This is a genomic window from Streptomyces microflavus, from assembly GCF_014650075.1.
GTDB lineage: Bacteria > Actinomycetota > Actinomycetes > Streptomycetales > Streptomycetaceae > Streptomyces > Streptomyces microflavus.
In genome coordinates this window covers 404,343-426,978 of record NZ_BMUG01000006.1, presented here as the reverse complement: position 1 = coordinate 426,978, position 22,636 = coordinate 404,343, and the positions used below count along the sequence as shown (strand labels likewise).

21 protein-coding genes are annotated in these 22,636 nt (G+C 71.5%); 9 read left to right on the top strand and 12 right to left on the bottom strand.

The features are described from left to right. Nucleotides 1-43 precede the first annotated feature (43 nt). Nucleotides 44-421 (top strand): VOC family protein, encoded by a 378-nt coding sequence (locus tag IE264_RS19880; RefSeq protein WP_032753816.1) that lies wholly within the window; start codon nt 44-46, stop codon nt 419-421. Here IE264_RS19880 and IE264_RS19875 read toward each other — a convergent pair. Beyond that, entirely contained in the window at nt 408-2,594 is a 2,187-nt protein-coding gene (locus IE264_RS19875; protein WP_032753814.1) for a hypothetical protein, read from the bottom strand. The genes IE264_RS19880 and IE264_RS19875 overlap by 14 nt on opposite strands. A gap of 102 nt (nt 2,595-2,696) precedes the next feature. After that, a complete protein-coding gene (locus IE264_RS19870) occupies nt 2,697-3,380 on the bottom strand; it encodes an alpha/beta fold hydrolase (RefSeq protein ID WP_015612354.1) in 684 nt (227 codons plus the stop codon). Nucleotides 3,381-3,445: 65 nt separating this feature from the next. On the opposite strand from IE264_RS19870, the gene IE264_RS19865 reads away from it, so the two are divergent. Then, nucleotides 3,446-4,267 carry a chitosanase gene (locus IE264_RS19865; RefSeq protein WP_032753812.1) on the top strand — a complete coding sequence of 274 codons (822 nt, stop codon included), beginning with the start codon at nt 3,446-3,448 and terminating at the stop codon, nt 4,265-4,267. A 99-nt stretch (nt 4,268-4,366) separates the two neighbouring features. Here the strand turns inward: IE264_RS19865 and IE264_RS19860 are convergent, their stop codons facing one another. From IE264_RS19860 to IE264_RS19815, 10 genes are all read right to left on the bottom strand, one after another. Next, nucleotides 4,367-5,839 (bottom strand): nucleobase:cation symporter-2 family protein, encoded by a 1,473-nt coding sequence (locus IE264_RS19860; RefSeq protein WP_051821683.1) that lies wholly within the window; start codon nt 5,837-5,839, stop codon nt 4,367-4,369. Between the two features lie 327 nt (nt 5,840-6,166). Then, a complete protein-coding gene (locus tag IE264_RS19855; protein ID WP_032753808.1) occupies nt 6,167-7,555 on the bottom strand; it encodes an 8-oxoguanine deaminase in 1,389 nt (462 codons plus the stop codon). A 45-nt stretch (nt 7,556-7,600) separates the two neighbouring features. Further along, nucleotides 7,601-8,989, bottom strand: coding sequence for a nucleobase:cation symporter-2 family protein (locus IE264_RS19850; RefSeq protein ID WP_032753807.1), 1,389 nt, complete (start codon nt 8,987-8,989; stop codon nt 7,601-7,603). A gap of 68 nt (nt 8,990-9,057) precedes the next feature. Next, entirely contained in the window at nt 9,058-9,981 is a 924-nt protein-coding gene (gene pucL / locus IE264_RS19845) for a factor-independent urate hydroxylase (protein ID WP_032753805.1), read from the bottom strand. A 7-nt stretch (nt 9,982-9,988) separates the two neighbouring features. Continuing rightward, nucleotides 9,989-10,378 carry a hydroxyisourate hydrolase gene (uraH, locus tag IE264_RS19840; protein ID WP_015612348.1) on the bottom strand — a complete coding sequence of 130 codons (390 nt, stop codon included), beginning with the start codon at nt 10,376-10,378 and terminating at the stop codon, nt 9,989-9,991. Between the two features lie 20 nt (nt 10,379-10,398). Next, a complete protein-coding gene (gene uraD, locus IE264_RS19835) occupies nt 10,399-10,935 on the bottom strand; it encodes a 2-oxo-4-hydroxy-4-carboxy-5-ureidoimidazoline decarboxylase (protein ID WP_015612347.1) in 537 nt (178 codons plus the stop codon). A gap of 164 nt (nt 10,936-11,099) precedes the next feature. Continuing rightward, entirely contained in the window at nt 11,100-11,498 is a 399-nt protein-coding gene (locus IE264_RS19830) for a helix-turn-helix domain-containing protein (protein ID WP_015612346.1), read from the bottom strand. Continuing rightward, nucleotides 11,495-11,746, bottom strand: a complete 252-nt coding sequence (locus IE264_RS19825) for a thiamine-binding protein (RefSeq protein ID WP_015612345.1) — start codon at nt 11,744-11,746, stop codon at nt 11,495-11,497. Before IE264_RS19825 ends, IE264_RS19830 begins: the two co-directional genes overlap by 4 nt. A gap of 82 nt (nt 11,747-11,828) precedes the next feature. After that, nucleotides 11,829-13,022 (bottom strand): lactonase family protein, encoded by a 1,194-nt coding sequence (locus IE264_RS19820; RefSeq protein WP_051821682.1) that lies wholly within the window; start codon nt 13,020-13,022, stop codon nt 11,829-11,831. Between the two features lie 123 nt (nt 13,023-13,145). Continuing rightward, nucleotides 13,146-13,985, bottom strand: a complete 840-nt coding sequence (locus IE264_RS19815) for a GntR family transcriptional regulator (protein WP_032753803.1) — start codon at nt 13,983-13,985, stop codon at nt 13,146-13,148. Between the two features lie 287 nt (nt 13,986-14,272). On the opposite strand from IE264_RS19815, the gene IE264_RS19810 reads away from it, so the two are divergent. The 7 genes from IE264_RS19810 to IE264_RS19780 all read left to right on the top strand — a co-directional run bounded on the left by IE264_RS19810 (nt 14,273) and on the right by IE264_RS19780 (nt 22,602). After that, nucleotides 14,273-15,535: an extracellular solute-binding protein gene (locus IE264_RS19810; RefSeq protein ID WP_032753802.1), complete on the top strand. Its 1,263-nt coding sequence runs from the start codon at nt 14,273-14,275 to the stop codon at nt 15,533-15,535. Between the two features lie 42 nt (nt 15,536-15,577). Further along, entirely contained in the window at nt 15,578-16,558 is a 981-nt protein-coding gene (locus tag IE264_RS19805; RefSeq protein ID WP_032753801.1) for a carbohydrate ABC transporter permease, read from the top strand. Beyond that, the gene (locus IE264_RS19800) at nt 16,555-17,400 is read left to right on the top strand and encodes a carbohydrate ABC transporter permease (protein WP_032753800.1); all 846 of its coding nucleotides are present in this window, start codon (nt 16,555-16,557) and stop codon (nt 17,398-17,400) included. The genes IE264_RS19805 and IE264_RS19800 overlap by 4 nt, the downstream gene beginning before the upstream one ends. Before the next feature lie 58 nt (nt 17,401-17,458). Then, the gene (locus IE264_RS19795; RefSeq protein WP_015612339.1) at nt 17,459-19,069 is read left to right on the top strand and encodes a beta-N-acetylhexosaminidase; all 1,611 of its coding nucleotides are present in this window, start codon (nt 17,459-17,461) and stop codon (nt 19,067-19,069) included. Between the two features lie 37 nt (nt 19,070-19,106). Beyond that, nucleotides 19,107-20,561, top strand: a complete 1,455-nt coding sequence (locus IE264_RS19790; RefSeq protein ID WP_015612338.1) for a cellulose binding domain-containing protein — start codon at nt 19,107-19,109, stop codon at nt 20,559-20,561. Nucleotides 20,562-20,800: 239 nt separating this feature from the next. Further along, nucleotides 20,801-21,640 carry a TIM barrel protein gene (locus IE264_RS19785; RefSeq protein WP_032753798.1) on the top strand — a complete coding sequence of 280 codons (840 nt, stop codon included), beginning with the start codon at nt 20,801-20,803 and terminating at the stop codon, nt 21,638-21,640. Nucleotides 21,641-21,708: 68 nt separating this feature from the next. After that, complete coding sequence (locus IE264_RS19780) at nt 21,709-22,602, top strand: 2-hydroxy-3-oxopropionate reductase (protein WP_032753797.1); 894 nt, start codon at nt 21,709-21,711, stop codon at nt 22,600-22,602. The last annotated feature ends 34 nt before the right edge of the window (nt 22,603-22,636 follow it).

The window sequence follows — 22,636 nt, the reverse complement described above, 5'->3', positions numbered from 1 at the left end:
CTACGGTCTCCCAGTAACCGGAAGAGACCACGGGAGCGCAGTGATGACCATCCTGAAGACCTACGCACGCCTCTGGACCGACGACCTCGACCAGGCGCTGCCGCTGCTGGAGGAGTTGACCGGCGAGCAGCCCCACCTGCGGCTGGCGTTCCACGAGATCGCCCTCGCCGCCATCGGGAACTTCCTGGTCATCGCGGGCCCGGCCGAGGAACGCGCGCGGTACGGCCACGCCTCGGCCACCGTCGTCGTCGACGACCTCGACGCCCTCCAGGCCACGCTGGAGTCCGCCGGCGCCACCATCACCACCCCTGCGACCGGCGGCCCGACGGGGCGGTTCCTCTATGCCCGGCACGCGGACGGGGCGGAGATCGAGTACGTCGAATGGACGCCGGAGCTGGTCGGCCGGATCATCCACGCCTGACCGCGGCGCGCACCCGGGCGCGCAGTCGTTCGTCGGCGGCCTCGATCGTGCCGTCCAGCCCGAACCTCACCACCCTCAGGTCCCGCTCCCCCAGCGCCGCGAACCGCGCCCGGTGCACCCCGGACAGGGCGTCCACACCGAGCGCCACCAGTGCGTCCACGGCCTCGAAGGGCGCGGTGCCCGCTTCCGCCGCGTCCAGCAGAAGCCCGGCCGCGCGCCCGGCGTCCAGCTCGTCGGGGGCGATGGCACGCAGGGCGGCCACCGCCGACGGCACCTGCTCGGGATCGGTGAGCAGCTCCTTCAGTACGGGGACGAGCGGCCGGGCCGCCGGGCCGAGGCCCGCGGCCGCCCGGGCCGCGCGGATCAGGGTCCAGCGCCGCCAGAGCGCTTCGCTGTCACCGAGCACTCCGGCCAGCACCGGCACCGCCTCGGCCGCGTCGCCGGTGATCCGGTGCAGGGCGACGGCGACCGCGATGTCGTCGTCCATCTGCGGGTTGTTCCGGTCGGAGCCGGGGGCGTTGAGCGCGGCGCGCAGTGCGGGTACGAGCGGTGCGGCGGGGGGCCCGACGGCGGCGGCGGCCGTCGCCGCCTCCCGTATCCGCTCGTCGGATCCCCCGCCTCCCCCGGCACTCCCCGTCAGCCGCTCGGCGAGCAGGGGGAGCAACAGGCCGTGGTCGCCGGTCAGTTCGTGGAGCGCGCGGGCCGCCTCGATCCGGTCGTCCACCGGGCCGGTCCCGGCCCGCGCGCGGAGCGCCTCCGCCACCTCCGTGCGGTGCTCGGGCGGGCAGACGGCGACCAGCACCTTGGGCAGCAGCCGGGGGTGTGCCGGCAGTGCGGAGAGCAGCTCGGGCACGGCGGTGGCCGCGTCCCGGCCCCAGGCCGTGAGCAGCGCCGCCAGCCGGAACGACGTGGTGGTGCCGGACTCCGTCGTGGCGAGCAATCGCCGGACCGCCACCAGCAGCTCGGGGTCGTACGGCACGACGGGAAGGGAGCCGACGGGCCCGCCGCACGCGGCTCCGAGCGCCCGGGGCCGCCGCTCCGGATCCCGGGCGAGCAGGGGCGCGGCCCGCACCGGGTCGACGGCGACGAGCGCTTCGAGGGCCTGGTCCGCCGCATCGCCCTCGCCCGTCGCGCGGACCGCCAGCGCGTCGGCGGCGGGAGCCCCCGACGCACCGAGCCTCCCGAGCGCCGACAGGGCGCCGGACACATCGTCCGGCCCGTCGTCCACGGCCACCGATATCAGCGCGGGGGCCAGCCGCGCGGGCGCGCCGCGGGAGAGCTCGCACGCGGTCGTGGCCGCCCACACCGCCTCGACGCGGGCCTCCGGATCGTCGCTGCGCAACGCGGCGTCCAGCAGCGTGAGCACCGCCTCCCGGTCCGCCTCGGTGTTCCGCTCCAGCAGGGTCAGGGTGAGGTGGTGCAGGGGTTCGTTGCGGGAGAGGTCGAACCGGTCGGCGACCAGAGGGTCCAGGGGAAGCAGGGCGAGCACCGCCTCGTGGTGGGCCCGGGTCCAGGGCAGCCCACTGTCCACGCAGGCCAGCACGGCCGCGATGCGCAGCTCCGGCGGGCTGTCCGGGCCGAGGGCCCCGGTCGCCGCCGGTGCGGTGCCCTCGGGGTCCAACTTGGCCATGGACGCCAGGAGTTCGGCGCGGACCAGCGGGTCGCTCTCGACGGCCGCCCGGTCATGGAGCACCGGCGCCGCGGGGCCGGCCGCGGCCGCTCCCGTCGCCCCCACCGCCCAGGCGGCGGCCTGGCGTACGGCACGGTCCTGGTGACCCACCGAGGCCAGGAGCAGCGGCAGTTGCTCGGCGACGGCCCGGCGGCAGGCCACCTCGTCGCTCTCCTCGGGCGCACCCCCACCCGGGTCCGCGCCGCCCTCCCCTATCCCGCCGATCAGCAGGAGCACATCCGGCGTACGGATGCCCGCCGCGGCGATCCGGGCCAGGAAGGGCACCGCCTCCGCCAAGGCCTCGTACACCGAGCCCTGGTGCAGGATGCTGCCGTACAGCTCGCTCTGCGCCTCCTCGGCCGCCGCGTCGTCGTCCCCGGCGAGGGCGCGCAGGAAGCCGGGGACGTCCTCGGCGCTGCCGTAGGCGTGGGAGTAGGAGGCCCAGGGCTGGGCGTCCAGTTCGGCGAGGAACAGGGCACGGTCGAAGTCCATGGTGCCGATCATGGCAGCCGCCACTGACAACGCCCCGGCCTCCGCCACCCACGGCCGGACCGGCCCACAGCAGGGTTGGCCCACAGCAGAACCACCCACCGCAGGACCGGCGCCTCAGCTCGTGAAGAACTCCGTGATGTGCGGGGCCACCTGGTCGGCCCGGGTCTCGTGCATCCGGTGGCCGCCCGGGACCGTGATCATCCGGCAGTCCGGGATCAGCGAGGCCATGTCCGCCTGGCGCTCCTGCGGCATCCGGCTCTCCGGACCGCCGGTGATGATCATCGTGGGGGCGACGATCTCGCCGAGGCCCTCGGCCGCGTCGGGACCGGGGTCGGCGAGCTGGTCGCGTACAGCGGGCACCGCGTTCTCGTCGTAGTCCACCGGGCCCTCGGGCCGCCCGGCCGGGCCCGGGTCGCCGGGGAAGGGGGCCGGGGTCTCCACCAGCACCAGCCGCTCCACCCGGTCGGAGTGCTCCTGGGCCAGCAGCCGGGCGACGACCCCGCCCATGCCGTGGCCGACGAGCCCGACCCGGTTCAGCTCCAGCTCGTCGAGGAAGCCGACGACGTCCTCGACCATCAGCTCCAGGTCGTACTCGTCGGGCCAGTCGCTCTCGCCGTGGCCCCGCAGGTCCAGGGCGAAGACCCGCCACTCCTGGCCCAGCAGGGGGCCGGCCGCCTCCCAGTCCGCGGCGGAACCGCCGAGGCCGTGCAGCAGCACGACGGGCGAGCCGAACGCATCGCCCCAGGTCCGGTACGCGAGGCGCACATCGCCGACATCCACAACTGACTGATCTTCCATACCCCTGACGCTACAGCCGCCGGGCGGCCGTCCGCTCCGGGGCCCCGGCCTGGCAGGCTGGGCGGGTGAAGCACATCGTCCGCGCCCTGCGCCTGCCCCTCGCCGCCGCTCTCCTCACGGCCGCCGCCCTGACCGGATGCTCCGGATCCGCGTCCCAGGATCCGGAGGCGGGGCTGGCCGACCCGGCGAAGAAGCGGATCGCCATGCAGCTGGTCTCCAGCGCGGAGAACTCCTCGCTGGACTGGGAGGCGCAGTACCCGTACATCGAGGACATCGGGGACGGCCGGGGGTACACGGCGGGCATCATCGGGTTCTGCTCCGGCACCGGTGACATGAGGAAGGTCGTCGAGCGGTACGCGAAGGCGCGCCCCGGCAGTCCGCTGGAGCGGTTCCTGCCCGCGCTGCGCGCGGTGGAGGGCAGCGACTCGCACGCGGGGCTCGGCGAACCGTTCACGCATGCGTGGGCGGAGGCGGCCGAGGACTCCGCCTTCCGCGCCGCTCAGGACGCGGAGCGGGACGCCGCCTATTTCGATCCGGCGGTGGAGCAGGCGGAGAAGGACGGGCTCGGGGCCCTGGGGCAGTTCATCTACTACGACGCGTACGTGATGCACGGCGCGGGTGACACGGAGGGCTCGGTCGGGTTCCGGACGATGCGCCGCGAGGCCCTGGCGGCGGCCCGGCCGCCCGCGCGGGGCGGTGACGAGAAGGCGTACCTGAACGCGTTCCTCGATGCCCGCGTCGCCGCGATCGGCCGGGAGCCGTCGCACACCGACGCCAGCCGGGTGGAGAGCGCCCAGCGAGTCTTCGTACGGGAGGGGAAGCTGGGGCTGGAGACACCGCTGCGGTGGAAGGTGTACGGGGACAGCTACCGCATCGACGGAAGCTGAGGCGCGGCCGGGACGGAGCCCCGCACCGGCCGGAGGTGGGGCACGGCCGAAGCCCCGCGCGGAACGCGGGGCTTCACCGGGCTGCGTACGGCGGATGCGTCAGTGGACGCCCACCCCCGCAGCCGCAGGCACCACGTGCTCGCCGTGGTGCTGCTCCTCGTCCTCCGCGTCCGGCTTGCGGCCGAAGTGGTTGAAGGCGAGGTTCAGCACGATGGCCACCACGCAGCCGGTGGAGATGCCCGAGTCGAGGACGACCAGCAGGCTCTCCGGGAAGGCGTGGTAGAACTGCGGCGCCGCGATCGGGATCAGGCCGATACCGAGGGCCGCCGCCACGATCAGCGCGTTCTCGCCCTTCTCCATGGCGGCGGTGGCCAGGGTCTGGATGCCGCTGGCCGCGACCGTGCCGAAGAGGACGATGCCCGCGCCGCCGAGCACCGGCAGCGGTACGAGGGCGATGACGGAGGCGGCGACCGGGACCAGGCCGAGCACGATGAGGATGCCGCCGCCCGCCGCGACGACGAAGCGGCTGCGGATCTTCGTCATGGCGACGAGGCCGACGTTCTGGGCGAAGGCGCTGCACATGAACCCGTTGAAGATCGGGCTGATGGCGCTGCCGAGGGTGTCGGCGCGCAGGCCGCCCTCGATGATCTTCTCGTCGGCCGGGCGGCCGACGATCTTGCCGAGGGCCAGCATGTCCGCGGTGGACTCGGTCATGCAGACCAGCATCACGATGCACATGGAGATGATGGCGGCGATCTCGAACTGCGGGCCGCCGAAGGCGAACGGCGTCGGGAAGCCGACCACGTCGGCGTTCTTGATGGCGCTGAAGTCGGTGATGCCGGCGGGGACGGCGATCAGGGTGCCGATGACCAGGCCGAGCAGGATCGCGATCTGCTGGAGGAAGCCGCGCAGCAGTTTGCGCAGGGCCAGCACGATCACCAGGGTCACGGCGGCCATGGTGATGTTGGTCATCGAACCGTAGTCGTCCGCCGTCGCGTTGCCGCCCTGGGACCAGTTGAAGGCGACCGGCAGGAGCGAGACACCTATCAGGGTGATGACGGTGCCGGTGACGACCGGTGGGAAGAAGCGGACCAGTTTGCAGAAGTACGGGGCGAGGAGGAAACCGAGCACGCTCGCGACGATGATGGCGCCGAAGATCACGGCGATCCCGTCGTGTCCCCGGTCCTTGCCTATCGCGATCATCGGCGCCACACCGGCGAACGAGACGCCGTTGACGAAGGGCAGCCGGGCGCCGACCTTCCAGAAGCCGATGGTCTGGAGCAGGGTGGCTATGCCCGCGGTGAAGAGGCTCGCCCCCATCAGGAAGGCGGTCTCCTTGGCGGTGAGGCCGACGGCCGGCCCCACGATCAGGGGTGGTGCCACCACCCCGGCGTACATGGCGGCCACGTGCTGGAGGCCGCTGGTGAACATCTTCAGTGGGGGGAGGGTCTCGTCGACCGGATGTTTCCGGCCGTCTGCTGCTGCTTCTGCGTCTACTTGTGTGACGGCGTCGGCCGTCACGTCGGGGGCGGCTGCATCTGCGTCTTTGCGAAACCTGGGCTCAGCGGCCACGGCGGTTCCTCCGGTCGGTTACGCGTCGTCGGCGACGCGGGTGTCAGGGAGGTGCTGCGTATGTGGTGCGGTGGTGCTTGCGGCTCTCTCAGGTGGTGCAGGTCGTGCAGAGGGGGGTGCGGAGGGGCGCGCGCACGGTGGGGGCGTGCGGGCAGCGTTCATCACCGGTCCGGCGGGGCGCACCATCGGGTGCGCCCCGCCGGACCGGCTGCCGCGGACCCCGCTCGGGTCCACGGCGGCCGGTCTCGGGCCGTCCCCCTCGACCGGCCGGTCGGGGATACCTCCGGGCGTCGTCGACAGCCCGGCGGTCGGGGGATACCTCCGGAGTCAGGCTCCGGCGGCGATCTGCGCGAGGCGGCGGGCCTCGTCGCGGGTGACACGGGCGATGGCGTCCTCGTCCACCGTGGTGAGGTGGTTGCCCTCGACGACCGGCTTGCCGTCGACGAGGGAGAGGGTCACCGGGGCGGCCGCGCCGAAGATGAGCGCGGTCACCGGGTCGGCGATCGAGGAGTGGGCCAGGGTGTCCAGCTTCCACAGGACGAGGTCGGCGAGCTTGCCGGCCTCCAGGGAGCCGATCTGGTCGGCGCGGCCCAGTACCTGGGCTCCGCCGAAGGTCCCGAGGCGCAGGGCCTGACGGGCGTTGAGGGCGGCCTCGCGGTGGGCGCCGAGGCGGTTGATGAGGAGGGCGTTGCGCAGCTCGGTGTGGAGCTCGCCGGACTCGTTGGAGGCGGTGCCGTCCACGCCGAGGCCGACCGGGACACCGGCGGCGAGCATGTCGGGGACCCGGGCGATCCCTGCGGCGAGGCGGGCGTTGGAGGAGGGGCAGTGGGCGACGCCCGTTCCCGTACGGGCGAAGGCGGCGATGTCGGAGTCGTTCATGTGGACGCAGTGCGCCATCCACACATCGCTGCCGAGCCAGCCGGTCGACTCGAAGTAGTCGGTGGGGCCCATCCCGAACAGTTCCTTGCAGAACTGCTCCTCCTCGACGGTCTCCGAGCCGTGGGTGTGCAGCCGCACGCCTCGGCGGCGGGCCAACTCGGCGCCCTGGCGCATCAGTTCGGTGGAGACCGAGAACGGCGAGCAGGGGGCGACGGCGACCTGGGTCATGGAGTCGAAGGAGGCGTCGTGGTGGGCGTCGATCGTGGCCTCGGTGGCGGCGAGCGCGCCTTCGAGGGTCTCGACGGCGAAGTCCGGGGGCAGGCCGCCGTCCTTCTCGCTGCGGTCCATGGAGCCCCGGGCGAGGGTGAACCGTACGCCCATCTCGCGGGCGGCACCGATGATGGCGCCGGACAGGTCGCCGGAGCCCTTCGGGAAGACGTAGTGGTGGTCCATGGCGGTGGTGACGCCGCCGCGGACCATCATGGCGAGCGACCCCTGCGCGGCGGCGCGGGCCATCGGCTCGTCGATGCGCGCCCAGGTCGGGTAGAGGGCGACCAGCCAGTTGAAGAGGTTGTGGTCGGTGGCCAGGCCCCGGGTGATCCACTGGTAGAAGTGGTGATGGGTGTTGACCAGGCCGGGCGTCGCCAGGTGCCCGGTGGCGTCGATCCGCCGGACGACCCCGGTGAGGCCCTCCGGTGCCTTGCCGGCGCCGACGGACTCGATGCGGTTGTCCGCCACGACGATGTACCCGGAGGCGTACTCCGTGTCGTGGGCGTCGACGGTGGCGATCGAACAGTTCTCGATGATGATGCGCTGAGGGTCTGCCGAAGCTGCCATGGTGCTTCCTTCTTCTCTCTGTGGCGATGTGGGCACGGCAGGACCCTAGGAGGATTTGAGTGCCACAGCGGTGCGGCTGTGGGTGCCGAGATGGTGGAAGAACAGGTTGAGTACGACCGCGACCAGTGCTCCCGCACTGATCCCGGAGCCGAGGACGGTCTGGGCCCAGGCCGGGAATCCGGCGTAGAAGGTGGGCGCGGCGAGCGGGATGATGCCCGCGCCGAGCGCCACCGCGACCAGGATGATGTTGGAGCTGTCGTCGAGCCCGGCCTCGGAGAGCGTACGGATGCCGCTGACCGCGATGGAGCCGAAGAGGACGATGCCGGCGCCGCCGAGGACGGGCATCGGGACGAGCGAGACGACCGCGCCGAGCACCGGGAAGGCACCCAGGATCAGCAGGGCGCCGCCCGCCGCCGCGACGACGTACCGGCTGCGCACCCGGGTGAGGGAGACGACGCCGACGTTCTGGGCGAAGGCGCTGGTGGGGAAACCGCCGAAGACGGGGCCGAGGAGGGTGGCGATGCCGTCCGTGCGCAGGCCCCGGGTGATCGTACGGCCGTCGGTGCGGCGGTCGCAGATCTCGCCGAGGGCCAGCATGCCGGCCGAGGACTCCGTCATCAGGACCAGCATGACGATGCAGAGGGAGAGGATCGCGGCGGGGCGGAACTCCGGTGCGCCGAAGGCGAAGGGCGTCGGCAGGGCGGCGAGCGGTGCGGACTTCAGCGCGGAGAAGTCGGCGAGCCCGAACGGGATCGCGGCCAGTGTGCCGACGAACATGCCTACCAGCAGGGCGACTTGCTTGAGGAAGCCGCGGCCGAAGCGCTGGATGAGCAGGATGACGACAAGGGTGAAGGCGGCCAGCGCCAGGTACTTCATGGCGCCGAAGTCGGCGGCGGTGGCGTCGCCGCCCTGTGCCCAGGCGACCGGCACGGGCATGAGGGTGACGCCGATGAGGGTGATGACCACCCCGGTGACGAGGGGCGGGAAGAAGCGCAGCAGCCTGCCGAAGAACGGTCCGACCGTCAGGCAGAAGGCTCCGGCAACGAGCACCGCCCCGTAGATCGCCGGGAGTTGGTGTCCGGGCGCACTGGTCTCGGCGATGGCGAGCATCGGCGCGATACCGGCGGAGGAGGCCGCGTTGACGAACGGCAGCCGGTTCCCGGCGAACGCGCCGAGGCCGATCGTCTGCACGATGGTGGCGAGTCCGGCGATCAGGAGGCTCGCGGCGATGAGCCGGGTCATGCCGGCGGTGTCCAGGCCGACGGCCTGGCCGATGATCAGCGGAGGGGTGACGACGCCCGCGTACATGGCGGCGATGTGCTGGAGCGCGGCCGGAACGAGCCGGGAGGGAGGGAGCTTCTCGTCGCACGGGTGAACTGCCGTGCCGATAAGGGGTTTCGGGCCTTCGGCCGTCCCCGTTGCAGGCTGTGCCATGGGTGTTTCCTCCGGGATGACCGGCCCCCGCCCGACTTCGGGCGGGCGGGGGCGGGTTCAGTGCCGCGTCAGAGGTTGGTCATGTCGACCGGGATCTGCGGCTCGACGCCGTCCCGGAGCACGGTGGCCTCGATCAGACCGTAGGGGCGGTCCGCCGCGAAGTAGACCTCATTGTCGTTCTTGAGGCCGAACGGTTCGAGGTCCACCAGGAAGTGGTGGTTGTTCGGCAGCGAGAAGCGGATCTCGTCGATCTCGCTGCGGCTGTTGATGATCCGCGAACCCATTTGGTACAGGGTCTGCTGGAGCGAGAGGGAGTACGTCTCGGCGAAGGCCTGGAGCATGTGCTTGCGCGCCTGCTCGTAGGACTTCTCCCAGTTCGGCATGCGCTGCTCGTCGCTGGTCCAGTTGTACCGCCAGCGCGCGGAGACGTCGGTCGCCAGGATGCGGTCGTACGCCTCCTTCAGCGTCGTGTACTTGTCCTTGACGTAGCCCCAGAACTCGGAGTTGGTCGAGTTCATCACGGTGAGGTCCTTGAGGCCCGAGATGACCTCCCAATTCTCCCCGTCGTAGGTGATCTGGGAGACGCGGGTCTCCTGGCCCTTGCGGACGAAGGAGTGCTTGACCTCGTCGGCGCCGATGAACCTGGAGTTGCCGTCGGAGGTCGCGATGCGCTCCCAGCTGTACTCCTCGATCCGGATCCGGGCGCGGTGGATCGGCTCCTGCGAGGAGACGAAGTGCCGGGCGAGGTGGATGCCGAACTGCTCGGCGGACTCGATCCCGTGCTCCTTGGCGAACGCGTACACCGTGTTCTTGGTGGTGTCGGTCGGCAGGACGTTGGCGTTGGAGCCGGAGTAGTGCACATCGTCCATGTCGCCGGAGAGGGCGACCGAGACGTTGAGGTCCTTGATGTGGTGGGTGTCGCCGTCCCGCGTGATCTTTACGACGCGGTTCTCTGCTTTGCCGTACTGGTTCTGGCCGAGAATCGTGGGCATGTCGGTGCTAGCTCCCTCGGTAAACGGAGTAGCCGAACGGGTTGAGCAGCAGCGGTACGTGATAGTGCTCGCCCGGGGCGACCGCGAACGCGATGGTCACCTCCGGGAAGAACGCGCCGCTGTCCCTTACGCGGGGGGCGTCCTGCTGCGCCTCGGCTTGCTTCTTGGAAAAGTACGTCTCGGTGTCGAATTCGAGACGCACGTGGGTCGTGCCCTCCGGCAGCGCCGGCAGGTCCTTGCAGCGCCCGTCCGCATCGGTCGCGGAGGCTCCGAGCGTCACGTACGGCGAGCCGCTGCCGCTGCGGGCGGCGAGCGAGACGGCGACGGACGCGGCGGGGCGGCCGATGCTGGTGTCCAGGATGTGGGTGGACACCGATGCGGTCGTGTCGGTACTCAAGACCGTCACTCTCCTAGATCTCAAGAGTCCTGCACGGGAGCTTCCTCTGCGAGGGTCTCCCGTACGAGACGGGTCAGCCGGATGCGGTTGATCTTGCCCAGTTCGGTGCGCACGATCTCCTGCTCCTGCTCGGGCGAGTTCCCGGTCCGGGACTTCACCGCGTCGCGCATCTGCTCACCGGTGGCGCCGGTGGCACAGATCAGGAAGACATGTCCGAACCGCTCCTGGTAGGCCAGGTTCAGTTCGAGCATCTCGGTCTTGAGCTCCTCGGAGGCGCCGGCCATCCCCCGCTGCTCGCGGGAGGAGGTCGGGTCGCCGGGGATCGGACGCCCGATCGGCGGGTGGCCCGCCATCGCCTCGGCCAGGTCCTCCGCGGTGAGCTCGGCCATGGCGGCGTCGCTCGCGGAGAGCAGGGCTTCCTCGGTGGCGTACGGACGGCCGGCGAGGACGGTCTCTCCCCAGGCCGCACTGGCACAGACCTCGTGCAGTGCGGGGGTGGCCTCGCCGTCCGCCAGGGTGTTGAACCGGGTGAGGCCCGGTGTGGAGCTCGAAGTCACGGGAGCCTCCGTGGCTGTTTTTCGCTGTGCGTTGTTCGGGCTGCGGATAGCTAACGCCCTCCGCAACACGACGTCAACACTTTGTTGAAATCTCGCGAACGGAGAAAGCCGCCGTCCCGGTATGCGGACAGCGGCTTTCCTGCGGGTTCGGCGCGTTCGGCCAACTACTCACCCTTGGCCGAATGTTCCCTGTTGAGATAGTTGTACACGGTGAACCGGGAGACGCCCAGGGCGCCGGCCACGGTCTCCACCCCGTGTCGTACGGAGAAGGCACCGCGTGCCTCCAGGGTCCGGACGACGGACTGCTTGGCCTTCCGGTCCAGGTCGGCGAGCGGCATCCCGTGCCGTCTCTCCAGCGCGGCGAGGATGTGGTCGAGCGAGTCGGAGAGCTGGGGCAGCCGTACGGCTATGACGTCCTGGCCCTCCCACGCGAGCACCACATCGTCCGGCTGGGCCTGCTCGGGGCCGAGCAGCTCGGCGCCCATCGCGTCGACGAGCGGCTTGACCGCCGATACGAAGGGGTGGTCGACGGTGACCGGAGAGTGATCGGCGGATTCGGTCACCGGCCCTCCTCCCCGATCACATTGACCTGGAGCGAGACCCGGGTGGCGCCCGAGGCCAGGGCCCGGCGCAGCAGGGAGTCCACGGCGGTGAGCACCTCGTCCGCGCCTCCTTCCGCCGTGTTGCCGAACGGGCCGACGTCGACGGCGTCGAGCCCGGCGCTCTGGATGACCTCGCGGGCCACCACCGCGTGGGCGGGCGCCTCGTCGAGATCGAAGGGCTCGGTGGTGAATTCCACCCTCAAGCGCACTGTGCCTCCCTGATGTCCTCGCCGCGGGTGCGGGCGCGCGGCTCGGCCACGACTGTAACCGCGCCCGGGCGCGGACCACGCCCTACGTCAGCGGCAGAACGCAGACGGCGACCGGTGCCGGGAGCGGATCGCCCGCCGGGGTCAGGGAGCCGTCGGAGCCGACCCGGAAGGCGGTGACGGTGGAGGAGCGCTGGTTGGCGGCGAAGAGCAGGGAGCTGTCCGGGGAGAGGGCGAGCTGGCGCGGCCAGTCACCGCCGACGGGCGCGGTGTCCAGGAGGCGCAGGGCCGCCCCGTCGTCCTCCACCGCGTAACGGGTGAGGCTGTTGGGGCCCCGGTTGGCGAGGTACGCGTACGAGCCGTCGCCGGTGACGACCAGCTGGGCCGGGTAGCCGGTGCCCGACCCGGTGGACTGCCCCAAGCCCGGGGTGAGGGTGCCGGAGTCGGGGTCGTACGCGCAGACGACCGTGGTGTTGTCCAGCTCGCAGGCCAGGTAGGCGAAGCGCCCGCCGGGGTGGAAGGTGAGGTGGCGCGGGCCCGAGCCGGGTGCCAGGGCGGCGCGGGAGACTTCGGTGAGCGTTCCGGCGGACTCGTCGAGGCGGTATGTGTAGACCGTGTCGGTGCCGAGGTCGACGGCGAGGACGTGGCCCCCGTTGGGGGCGGTGACGATCTGGTGTGCGTGCGGGCCGTTCTGGCCGGGGCCGGGCGGCGGGGAGCTGTGGGTGACCAGGTCGGTGCGTTCGCCGAGCGAGCCGTCCGCCGCGATGGGGTGCACGGCGACGCTGCCGGAGCTGTAGTTCGCGCTGAGCAGCCAGTGCCCGGACGGGTGGACGGAGAGGTGGGTGGGGCCGGAGCCGCCGGTGGGGTGGGTGCCGAGCACCTCGTACGTCCCGTCCGGCGCGAGCGCCACGGCGGTGACGGCGCCCGCATCCTGCTCGGCGACCGCGTAGACCGTGGCGCCGGAGGGGTGGAGGGCCAGGTAGGAGGGGTTCTCGACGCCGGTGATCACGGGTCCTGGGGTGATCGCTCCGGTGGCGGTGTCGTACGTGGCGGTGCCGATGCCGGTGCCGCCGCCCTCGGCTGAGGTGTAGGTGCCGATCAGGAGGGGGCGGGTGGCGGTGGGGCTGCCGGGCGGGGCCGGGGTGGCGGCCGGTCGGGCGGTGGCGTGGGCGGGGGTGGCCAGGGCGGGAGCGGCGGCCAGGGCGGCTCCTGCCAGCAGGCCGCCGAGGAGGCTCCGGCGGCTGGGCAGGGCGGGGCGCGGGTGGGGGGCTGCGTTCATGCGAGGCACCTCGTGTGGGGGTTCGGCTGCTTCGGATGCGTCCGCCACCCTGGCGCGCCGACGCCCGAACGACAAGAGGCGCAACCGGAGTTGCACCCAGCGCAACGCCGTTCGGGCCCGGGCTCACGCGCCCGCCTGGATGTCCCCCCTGGTGGAGGAGGTGATCGCGTCGCCGTGCGCGAAGTCGCCCGGCGGGATGCCCGGGTGGTGGCCCTCCCGGTCCGGGGCCACCTCGGCGGCCGGGCCCAGCGCGAGGCGGGAGACGATCCGGTAGCGGTCGCCCCGGTAGAGCGAGTGGACGTACTCCACCGGCCGGCCGGCCGTGTCCGAGGTCAGCCGCTCGAAGAGCAGTGCCGGGGAGAGCTCGGGGACGTCGAGCAGCTTCGCCTCGGCGCGGGTGACGACGGTGGGCTCGATCGCCTGGACCGCCTCGTGGACATGCACGCCGTGGGTGGTGCGCAGGTGCTCGTACAGGTCGCCGCTCTCCAGCTCCTGGGCGCTGAGGCCCGGCACCAGCTCGGCCCGGATGTGCAGGTGCTCGATGGCCATCGGCGCCCCGTCGACCAGCCGCAGCCGCGCCACGTAGACGATCTCGGCGGCGGGTGACATCCGCAGCTTGCGGCCGACCCGGGCCCCCGCCTGGAGGGTGGTGAACTCCAGCAGCCGGCTCGACCAGGCGCCCGCCGCCTGCGGCACGGTCAGCGCCCGGTCCCCCGCCACCAGCTCCTGGGTGATCTTGGCGGGCGCGACGAACATGCCCCGCCCGTGTTCGCGCACCAGGAGCCCGGCGGCGACCAGCTCGTCGACCGCCGCGCGCACGGTCGGCCGCGACACACCGAGCAGGGAGCACAGGGCCCGCTCCGAGGGGATCGCGTCGCCGGGGCTGCGCGACTCGATCAGCTCCAGCACGGCATCGCGGGTCCGCTCCCGTTTGAGCACCGTCCCCGGCACATCCGCTTCCACGCGCTCCCCTCCCGACGGGTCCATTTTTCTTACCAGTTGACCGAGCTTTCGAGCCAACTGGCCTGCTGGTCAGGCGAAGTGTAGCGCTTTCCGTCGGCGGCCAGGGCGGCCGTGTTACGGGCACATCACCAAATCACCTTCGTACGCAGGGGGTTGACGGCCTCATTGGTCTATGCCACCTTCAACCCCCATCGAGAGGTGAGCTGTCCAGTGGACTTCACTGGTCAGGTGGTCAGGTGGTCGGGCCGGACTCAGGTCGGACTCAGTTCTGCTTTCCGAGGTGAACCGTGAAGTACCGCTTGCTTGCCGGTGGGTCCGTGCTCGTCCTGACCGCCGCGCTCAGCGCCTGTAGTCCGCCGTCCGACTCCGCGGGCGGGGACGGACGGACGACGGTGGATGTCTGGCTGATGCGCGACAGCGTCTCGGACACCTTCCAGAAGGAGTTCACCGCGGACTTCGAGAAGCGCCACCCGAAGATCGATGTGAAGATCCAGATCCAGGAGTGGGACGGGATCGGCCAGAAGATCACCGCCGCCCTGGCCAGCAACGACGCCCCGGACGTCATCGAGGCGGGCAACACCCAGGTGGCGCAGTTCGCCGAGAGCGGCGGGCTGCTCGACCTCAGCGACCGGACCGACGAGCTGAACGGCGAGGACTGGCTGAGCGGTCTTGCCGAGCCGGGGGCGTACGAGGGGAAGCAGTACGGCATCCCGTACTACGCGGCGAACCGCGTGGTCATCCACCGCACCGACCTCTTCGAGAAGGCGGGCATCGACGCGAAGGCGATCAAGACCCGCGAGCAGTGGATCGACGCCACCGCCAAGCTCAACAAGGGCGGTACACAGGGCATCTACCTGCCCGGACAGCTCTGGTACGCGCTGGCCGGCTTCATCTGGGACGAGGGCGGCGACCTCGCCACCGAGTCCGGCGGGAAGTGGTCGGGCGCGCTGGACACCCCCGAGGCGCTGCGCGGGATGGCGTTCTACGAGGAGCTCCAGGCGCTCGGCAAGGGGCCCAAGGACTCCGACGAGGACGATCCGCCGCAGGCCGAGGTGATGGCGCAGGGGCAGGTGGCCCAGGTCATCTCCACCCCGGGCGGGGCCAACGTCATCGTGGAGAAGAACCCCGAACTCAAGGGCAAGCTCGCCTTCTTCCCCATCCCGGGCAAGACCGCCGGCACCCCGGGCTCGGTCTTCACCGGCGGCTCCGACCTCGTCGTACCGGCCGCCGCGGCCCATCCCGAGGAGGCGGTCACCTTCATCAAGGAGCTGACCGGGGACGAGTGGCAGAAGAAGCTCGCCGTGGCCATGAGCTACGTACCGAACCGGACCTCGCTCGCCTCCGCCGTGGCCGGTGACCCGGGTGCGGCGGCGATGGCGGTCGGCGCGGCCAACGGCCATGCCACGCCCAACACCCCGGGGTGGGCGGCGGTCGAGGCGGAGAACCCGATCAAGGACTACATGACGGCGGTGCTCACCGGGGGCGATCCGGCGAAGGAGGCGGCGCAGGCCTCGCAGGACATCACCCGGGCCATGAACGCCGGTTCCTGACCCGGCCCCACCCGATCACCAGCCACAGGAAGGAGGCGTGCCGTGCCGGTCGTCGCCGAACGGACCCCAGCACCCCGCACACCCCGGCAGCGACCGGCCCCACGCCCCGCCGCACGCAAGGACCCGGCGGGCCGGGCGCACAGCCTCTGGCCGTACGCCCTGATCGCCCCCGCCATCGGCGGCATGCTCTATCTGCTGGTCTATCCGCTGGTGCGGGCCGTCCTGATCTCGTTCCAGGACTTCCGGCTCCGCCAACTGATCGCCGGTCACGCGGAGTTCGTCGGATTCCGCAACTACCGCACACTGCTGGCGGACCCGCGGTTCTGGGAGGTGGTCCGCCGCACCTTCCTCTTCATGGCGATCAACGTCGTCCTGATCATGGTGATCGCCACCCTGGTCGCCCTGATGGTGGAGCGGCTGCGGCGGGTGGGCCGGACGGTGGTGCTCTGCTCGCTGGTGCTGGCCTGGGCGATGCCGGTGGTGGCGGCGACCACGGTGTTCCAGTGGCTGTTCCACTCGGAGTTCGGCATCGTCAACTGGGCGCTGACCTCGATCGGTCTCGACTCCTTCGAGCGCTATCCGTGGTTCGCGAACGGGACGGCCGCGTTCGCCATCCTGGTGACGCTGATCGTCTGGCAGTCCGTGCCGTTCGCCGCGATCACCCTGTACTCCGCGCTGACCACCGTGCCGCTGGAGCTGTACGAGTCGGCGCGGCTGGACGGGGCGGGCGCGGGGCGGATCTTCCGCTCGGTGACCTTCCCGATGCTCCGGCCGATCTTCCTGCTGGTCTTCTCGCTGGAGGTGATCTGGACGTTCAAGGCGTTCGTGCAGATCTGGGTGATGACCCGGGGCGGGCCGGGTGACGCCACCACGATCCTGCCGGTCTACGCGGTGCAGACGGCCCTGTCCAGCCAGCGGTACGACCTGGGCTCGGCCGCCTCGATGATCACCGTGGTCCTGATGTCCGGGGTGCTCGTCCTCTACTTCCGCCAGATGTACCGCCAGGAGGACGAGACCCGATGAACGCCCGTACCGTACGCCCCCGACTGCGGCGCCTGCCCCTGAACATCTCCGCCGCCGTGACCGTCGTGGTCTGTCTCTTCCCCGTGTACTGGATGATCTCCACGGCCTTCAAGCCGTCGAAGGACATCCAGTCGGCCGACCCCCAGCTCTTCCCGCACACCTGGACCCTCGACCACTTCCGACGGGCCGTGGAAGCCGACGGGTTCGCGCTGTTCTGGCGCAACAGCATCCTCGTCACGCTGGGCGCCGTCCTGCTCGCGCTGCTGGTGGCGCTGGGAGCGGCGTTCGCCGTGGCGCGGATGCGGTGGAAGGGCCGGCGGCAGTTCATGCTGATGGTCTTCATCGCGCAGATGGCGCCCTGGGAGTCGCTGATCATCCCGGTCTACATCATCTCCCGGGACACCGACATGCTGGACCGGCTGCCGACGCTGACGCTGATCTACTTCATGATCACGCTCCCGTTCACCATCGTGGTGCTGCGCGGCTTCATCGGGACGATCCCGCCGGAGCTGGAGGAGGCCGCCCAGGTCGACGGCTGCACCCGGACCGGGGCGTTCTGGCGGGTGGCGATGCCGCTGCTGGCGCCCGGTCTCATGGCGACCTCGCTGTTCGGCTTCATCACCGCGTGGAACGAGTTCGCCTACGCCAACTTCCTGATCATCAAGCAGCAGGACAACCGGACCCTGCCGGTCTGGCTGTCGTCCTTCCAGAACACCTTCGGCACCGACTGGGGCGCCACGATGGCCGCCTCCACGCTCTTCGCGCTGCCCGCCCTGGTGATCTTCCTGCTGCTCCAGCGCCATGTCACCTCCGGCTTCGCCGCCGGTGCCGTCAAGGGCTGAGGGCCCGGGAACACCCGCGCCCGTCCCCGTACGCCCGCGAACCGAATCCGGAGACCCCGTGCCCGCATCGCGCCCCGACCTCGCCCTCCTTCCCCGGCCCACCAAGGTCTCCCCGCTGGGCGGCCGGCTGGTCCTCGACCGTGACACCGCCGTCCGGGCGCTCCCGGGCGCCGAACCGGCGGCCGCCCTGCTGCGCTCCCTGGCCGGCCCGGCCACCGGGCTGCCGCTCGCCCCGTCGCCGGAGGGGCGGATCGTCCTCGCGCTGGACGAGCAGCTCGGCGGCCTCGGCGAGGAGGGGTACGGGCTCACGGTCGGCCCGCAGGCCCTCCTCCTCCGCGCCGCACACCCGACCGGGCTGCTCCGGGGCATCCAGACCGTCCGCCAGCTCCTGCCCGCCGAGGCCCTGTCGGGCGGGGCACGGGGCTCCGGCTCCTGGGAGCTGCCGTGCGTCGAGATCACCGACGTCCCGGACCGGCCGTGGCGCGGGGCGATGCTGGACGTGGCGCGGCACTTCCAGCCGGTCGGCTATCTGCGCCGGTACGTGGACCTGCTGGCGCTGCACAAGCTGAACACCCTGCACCTCCATCTCACCGACGACCAGGGCTGGCGGATGCCGGTCGACGCCTACCCCCGGCTGACCTCGGTCGGCTCCCGGCGGTCCCGGTCGCAGAAGGGGCCGAGCGGGCCGGACGGGGCGCACTTCGACGCCGTACCGCACGAAGGGGCGTACACCAAGGCGGAGTTGCGGGGGCTCGTGCGGTACGCGGCGGAGCGCGGGGTCACCGTCGTGCCGGAGATCGAGATGCCCGGCCATGTGCGGGCCGCGCTCGCCGCCTATCCGGAGCTGGGGAACGATCCGGCGCGGAAGCTGGACGTCTGGACCCGCTGGGGCGTCTGCGACACGGTCCTCGGGGTGCACGAGGGGGTCTTCGACTTCTGCCGGGCGGTGCTGGAGGAGGTCATGGACGTCTTCCCGTCGCCGTACATCCACATCGGCGGGGAGGAGTGCCCGACCACCGAGTGGGAGAACAGCCCGGCCGCCCGGGAACGCGCGGCGGCCGAGGGGCTCGCGGATCCGGCGGCGCTGCACGGCTGGTTCATGGGCCGGATCGGCGCGTTCCTCGTGGAGCGCGGGCGGATCCCGCTCGGCTGGGCCGAGACCGGTACCGAACTCCCGCTGGATTTCACGGTGATGACCTGGCGCGACCCCTCGCACGCGCTGGCCGCCGCCCGCCGGGGCCATCAGGTGATCGCCGCCCACCACCGGGCCACCTATCTCGACTACGCCCAGACCGGCGACCCGTCCGAACCGGTCGCCCAGCCCGGCGCCCCGGTGACCCTGCGCACGGTCCACGGCCATGAGCCGGCCCCCGCCGCATGGGCGGAAGCCGAGCGGGCCCGGGTGCTCGGGACGCAGGCCCAGCTGTGGACCGAGTACGTCCGCACGCCCGAGGAGATCGAGTACCTCAGCTACCCGCGGCTCTGCGCGCTGGCCGACCGTTCCTGGTCCGGCGGGCGCGGCGACTGGCCGGGGTTCGTCGAGCGGCTGCGCCACCACACCGCCCGGCTGGACGCCCTGGGCGTCCCCTACCGCCCCCTGGACGCCCGGTCGCTCGCGGCGACCACGTACGCGTCCCCGTCCTCAGGAACAGCGCGACCCCTTTCGTAACCACTCCCCCACCACCGTTCCGGAGAGGAACACACCCGTGAACACATCACGCAGCAATCCGCGCGGAAGCAGGTCCAGGCTGCGCACCGCCGCCGCCTCCGCCGCGGCCGTAGCTCTGGCCGCCACCGGTCTGGCCGCGCTGCCGTCCTCGGCGTCGGCCGCGGCGGACGGGATCGTCGTCCAGTACCGGACGAGCGCGTCCGGTGCGAGCGCCGACCAGAGCGAGCCGTGGCTGAAGGTGCGCAACGCCGGCTCCGCCTCCGTACCGCTGAGCAGTGTCAAGGTGCGGTACTACTTCAAGGCCGACTCCCCCTCCGCCGCCTACCGGTTCGCCTGTTCCTGGGCGGTGAAGGGGTGCGCGAACATCACCGGGACCTTCGGGACGCTCGCCTCCCCGACGGCCACCGCCGACCGGTATCTGGAGATCGGCTTCACCCCGGGCGCGGGTTCGCTGGCGCCGGGGGCGGACACCGGTGACATGCAGCTCCGGTTCCACCAGGCGTCCTGGGCCCGGCTCGTCCAGTCCGACGACTACTCCTTCGGCCCGGAACGGACCGCGTACGGCGACTGGTCCAAGGTGACGGCCCAGGTGAACGGCGCGACCGTCTGGGGCGAGGCGCCCGGGGGCAACGGGCCGACCGACCCGCCGGACCCCACGGACCCGCCCACCGACCCGCCGGCTGACGGGCCCCGGCTGTTCGACGACTTCAACTACAGCTCCCACACCGACCCGAAGATCAACGCGAACGGCTGGAGCGTACGGTCCAACTCCGGTGGTCCGGGGGTGCCGGGCGCGACCTGGGCGGCCGAGAACGTCACCTTCGCCGCGCAGAGCGGGAACTCGGTGATGAACCTGGAGACCTCCACCGCCGGGACGGGGGCCTCGACCGAGCACACCGAGATCCTGACGCAGTCGATGAAGTTCAAGAACGGGACGTACGCGTCGCGGGTGAAGTTCAGCGACGCGCCGCGCTCGGGCCCGGACGGCGACCGGATCGTGCAGACGTTCTTCACGATCAACGACCTCAAGGCGCCGATGGCGGACGACTACGCGGAGTACGACTTCGAGTATCTGCCGAACGGCGGCTGGGGCGAGCCGGCCAACATCCTCTACACCACCTCGTGGGAGACCTACCGGCCCGACCCGTGGGAGGCGGTCAACGCTCACAGCGAGGTCCGGGCGTCGTACGCGGGCTGGCACGACCTGGTGGTGACCATCGACAACAACCAGATCACCTACTACGTCGACGGGCAGCACTTCGGGACGCACGGGGCGGCCTATCTGCCCGAGCGGCCCATGTCGATCAACTTCAACCAGTGGCTGATCGACCTGGAGGGGCAGCCGAGCACCACGCCCCGGTCCTACGACCAGCAGGTGGACTACGTCCTGCATGTGAAGGACCAGGTGCTCACCCCGTCGCAGGTGAACGCGATGGTCGGGGCGTACCGCAGTGCGGGGACCACGTTCCAGGACACGGTTCCGGCCGGGTAGCGGGGCCGCACACGGTGTGAGAGCCGGGCGGGGCGGGGGTCGACGGCGGCCCCCGCCCCGCTTTCGTATGCCCCGAGGGGCCGGCGGAAGGACTTCGAAGGCGCCCCCGCCACCGGTCCCGTACGACGCCGGCCGGGGCGAATTTTGCGGCACCCCCTTGACAGCCCCACCACCCCCCAGGCAATCTTCCGTTAAGCAGAAACTAACTTCCGCAATACGGAAGGAGCGCCGACATCCTCATGGGATACCCGGACCAGCGCTTCGATGTGAACCTTTCGATCCTCTTCACGGAACTCCCGCTCCTGGAGCGTCCCGCGGCAGCCGCCGCGGCGGGCTTCACGGCGGTCGAGCTGTGGTGGCCCTGGATCGAGACCCCCACCCCCATTCGGGCTGAGCTCGACGCCCTCAAGAAGGCGCTCGACGACGCCGGCACCCAGTTGGTGGGGCTGAACTTCTACGCCGGACAGCTCCCCGGCCCGGACCGCGGCGCGCTCTCCGTGCCCGGCACGGAGTCGGACCGCTTCCGGGAGAACATCGAGGTGGCGGCCGACTTCGCCGCCTCGGTCGGCTGCACGGCGCTCAACGCGCTGTACGGCAACCGCGTCGAGGGCGTGGACCCACAGGTCCAGGACTCGCTCGCCCTGGAGAACCTGGTGCTGGCCGCCCGCGCGGCGGACCGCGTCGGGGCGATCCTGCTGGTCGAGACCCTCAACAAGCCGGAGTCGCCGCTCTATCCGCTGGTGAGCGCACCGGCCGCGATCGAGGTCGTCGACAAGGTCAACGCGGCGACGGGCCTCGGGAACGCCAAGTTCCTGCTGGACCTGTACCACCTGTCGATGAACGGCGAGGACCTGAGCCAGGTCATCAAGGCGTACGCCGCGAAGACCGGCCACGTCCAGATCGCCGACAACCCGGGCCGCGGCGCGCCGGGCACCGGCTCGCTCCCGCTGGAGCGGCTCCTGGACGAGCTGAAGGACGCCGGTTACACGGGCTGGGTCGGCCTGGAGTACAAGCCGGGCGACCGGCCGAGCGCCGAGTCCTTCGACTGGCTCCCGGCATCGGCCCGAGCGGCCGGCTGACCGGCGGAGCCCACCACGGGGTGAGCCCAACCCCCTTACGTACACACGTTTTTCAGGAAGGCACCCTCATGAGCAACAACCTCCCCAAGGTCGCCTGGATCGGTCTCGGCATCATGGGATCCCCCATGTCGGAGAACCTGATCAAGGCCGGTTACGACGTCACCGGATACACCCTGGAGCAGGACAAGGTCGACCGGCTGGTCGCCGCCGGCGGCACCGGCGCCTCCTCGATCGCCGACGCGGTCAGGGACGCGGATGTCGTCATCACGATGGTGCCCGCCTCCCCGCAGGTCGAGGCCATCGCCTACGGCCCCGAGGGCATCCTGGAGAACGCGAAGCGCGGCGCGCTGCTGGTGGACATGTCCTCCATCACCCCGCAGACCTCCGTGGACCTCGCCAAGAACGCGGCCGAGAAGGGCATCCGGGTCCTGGACGCGCCGGTCTCCGGCGGCGAGGCCGGTGCCATCGAGGCGGTGCTCTCCATCATGGTCGGCGGTGAGCAGGCGGACTTCGACGCCGCGAAGCCGCTCCTGGAGACGCTCGGCAAGACCATCGTGCTCTGCGGCCCGCACGGCTCCGGCCAGACGGTGAAGGCGGCCAACCAGCTGATCGTCGCGGTCAACATCCAGGCCTGCGCCGAGGCCGTGGTCTTCCTGGAGAAGTCCGGGGTCGACCTCGCCGCCGCGCTGGACGTCCTCAACGGCGGTCTGGCCGGCTCGACCGTGCTGACCCGCAAGAAGGACAACTTCCTGAAGCGGGACTTCGCCCCCGGCTTCCGGATCGACCTGCACCACAAGGACATGGGCATCGTGACCGACGCCGCCCGCAACGTCGGCGCGGCCCTGCCCGTCGGCGGTGTGGTCGCCCAGCTGGTCGCCTCGCTGCGCGCCCAGGGCGACGGCGGCCTGGACCACTCGGCGCTGCTGCGCTCGGTCGAGCGGCTCTCCGGCTCCCAGGTCTGACCCTTCCCCCGGCCCCGCAAGGGGCCACGGCCCG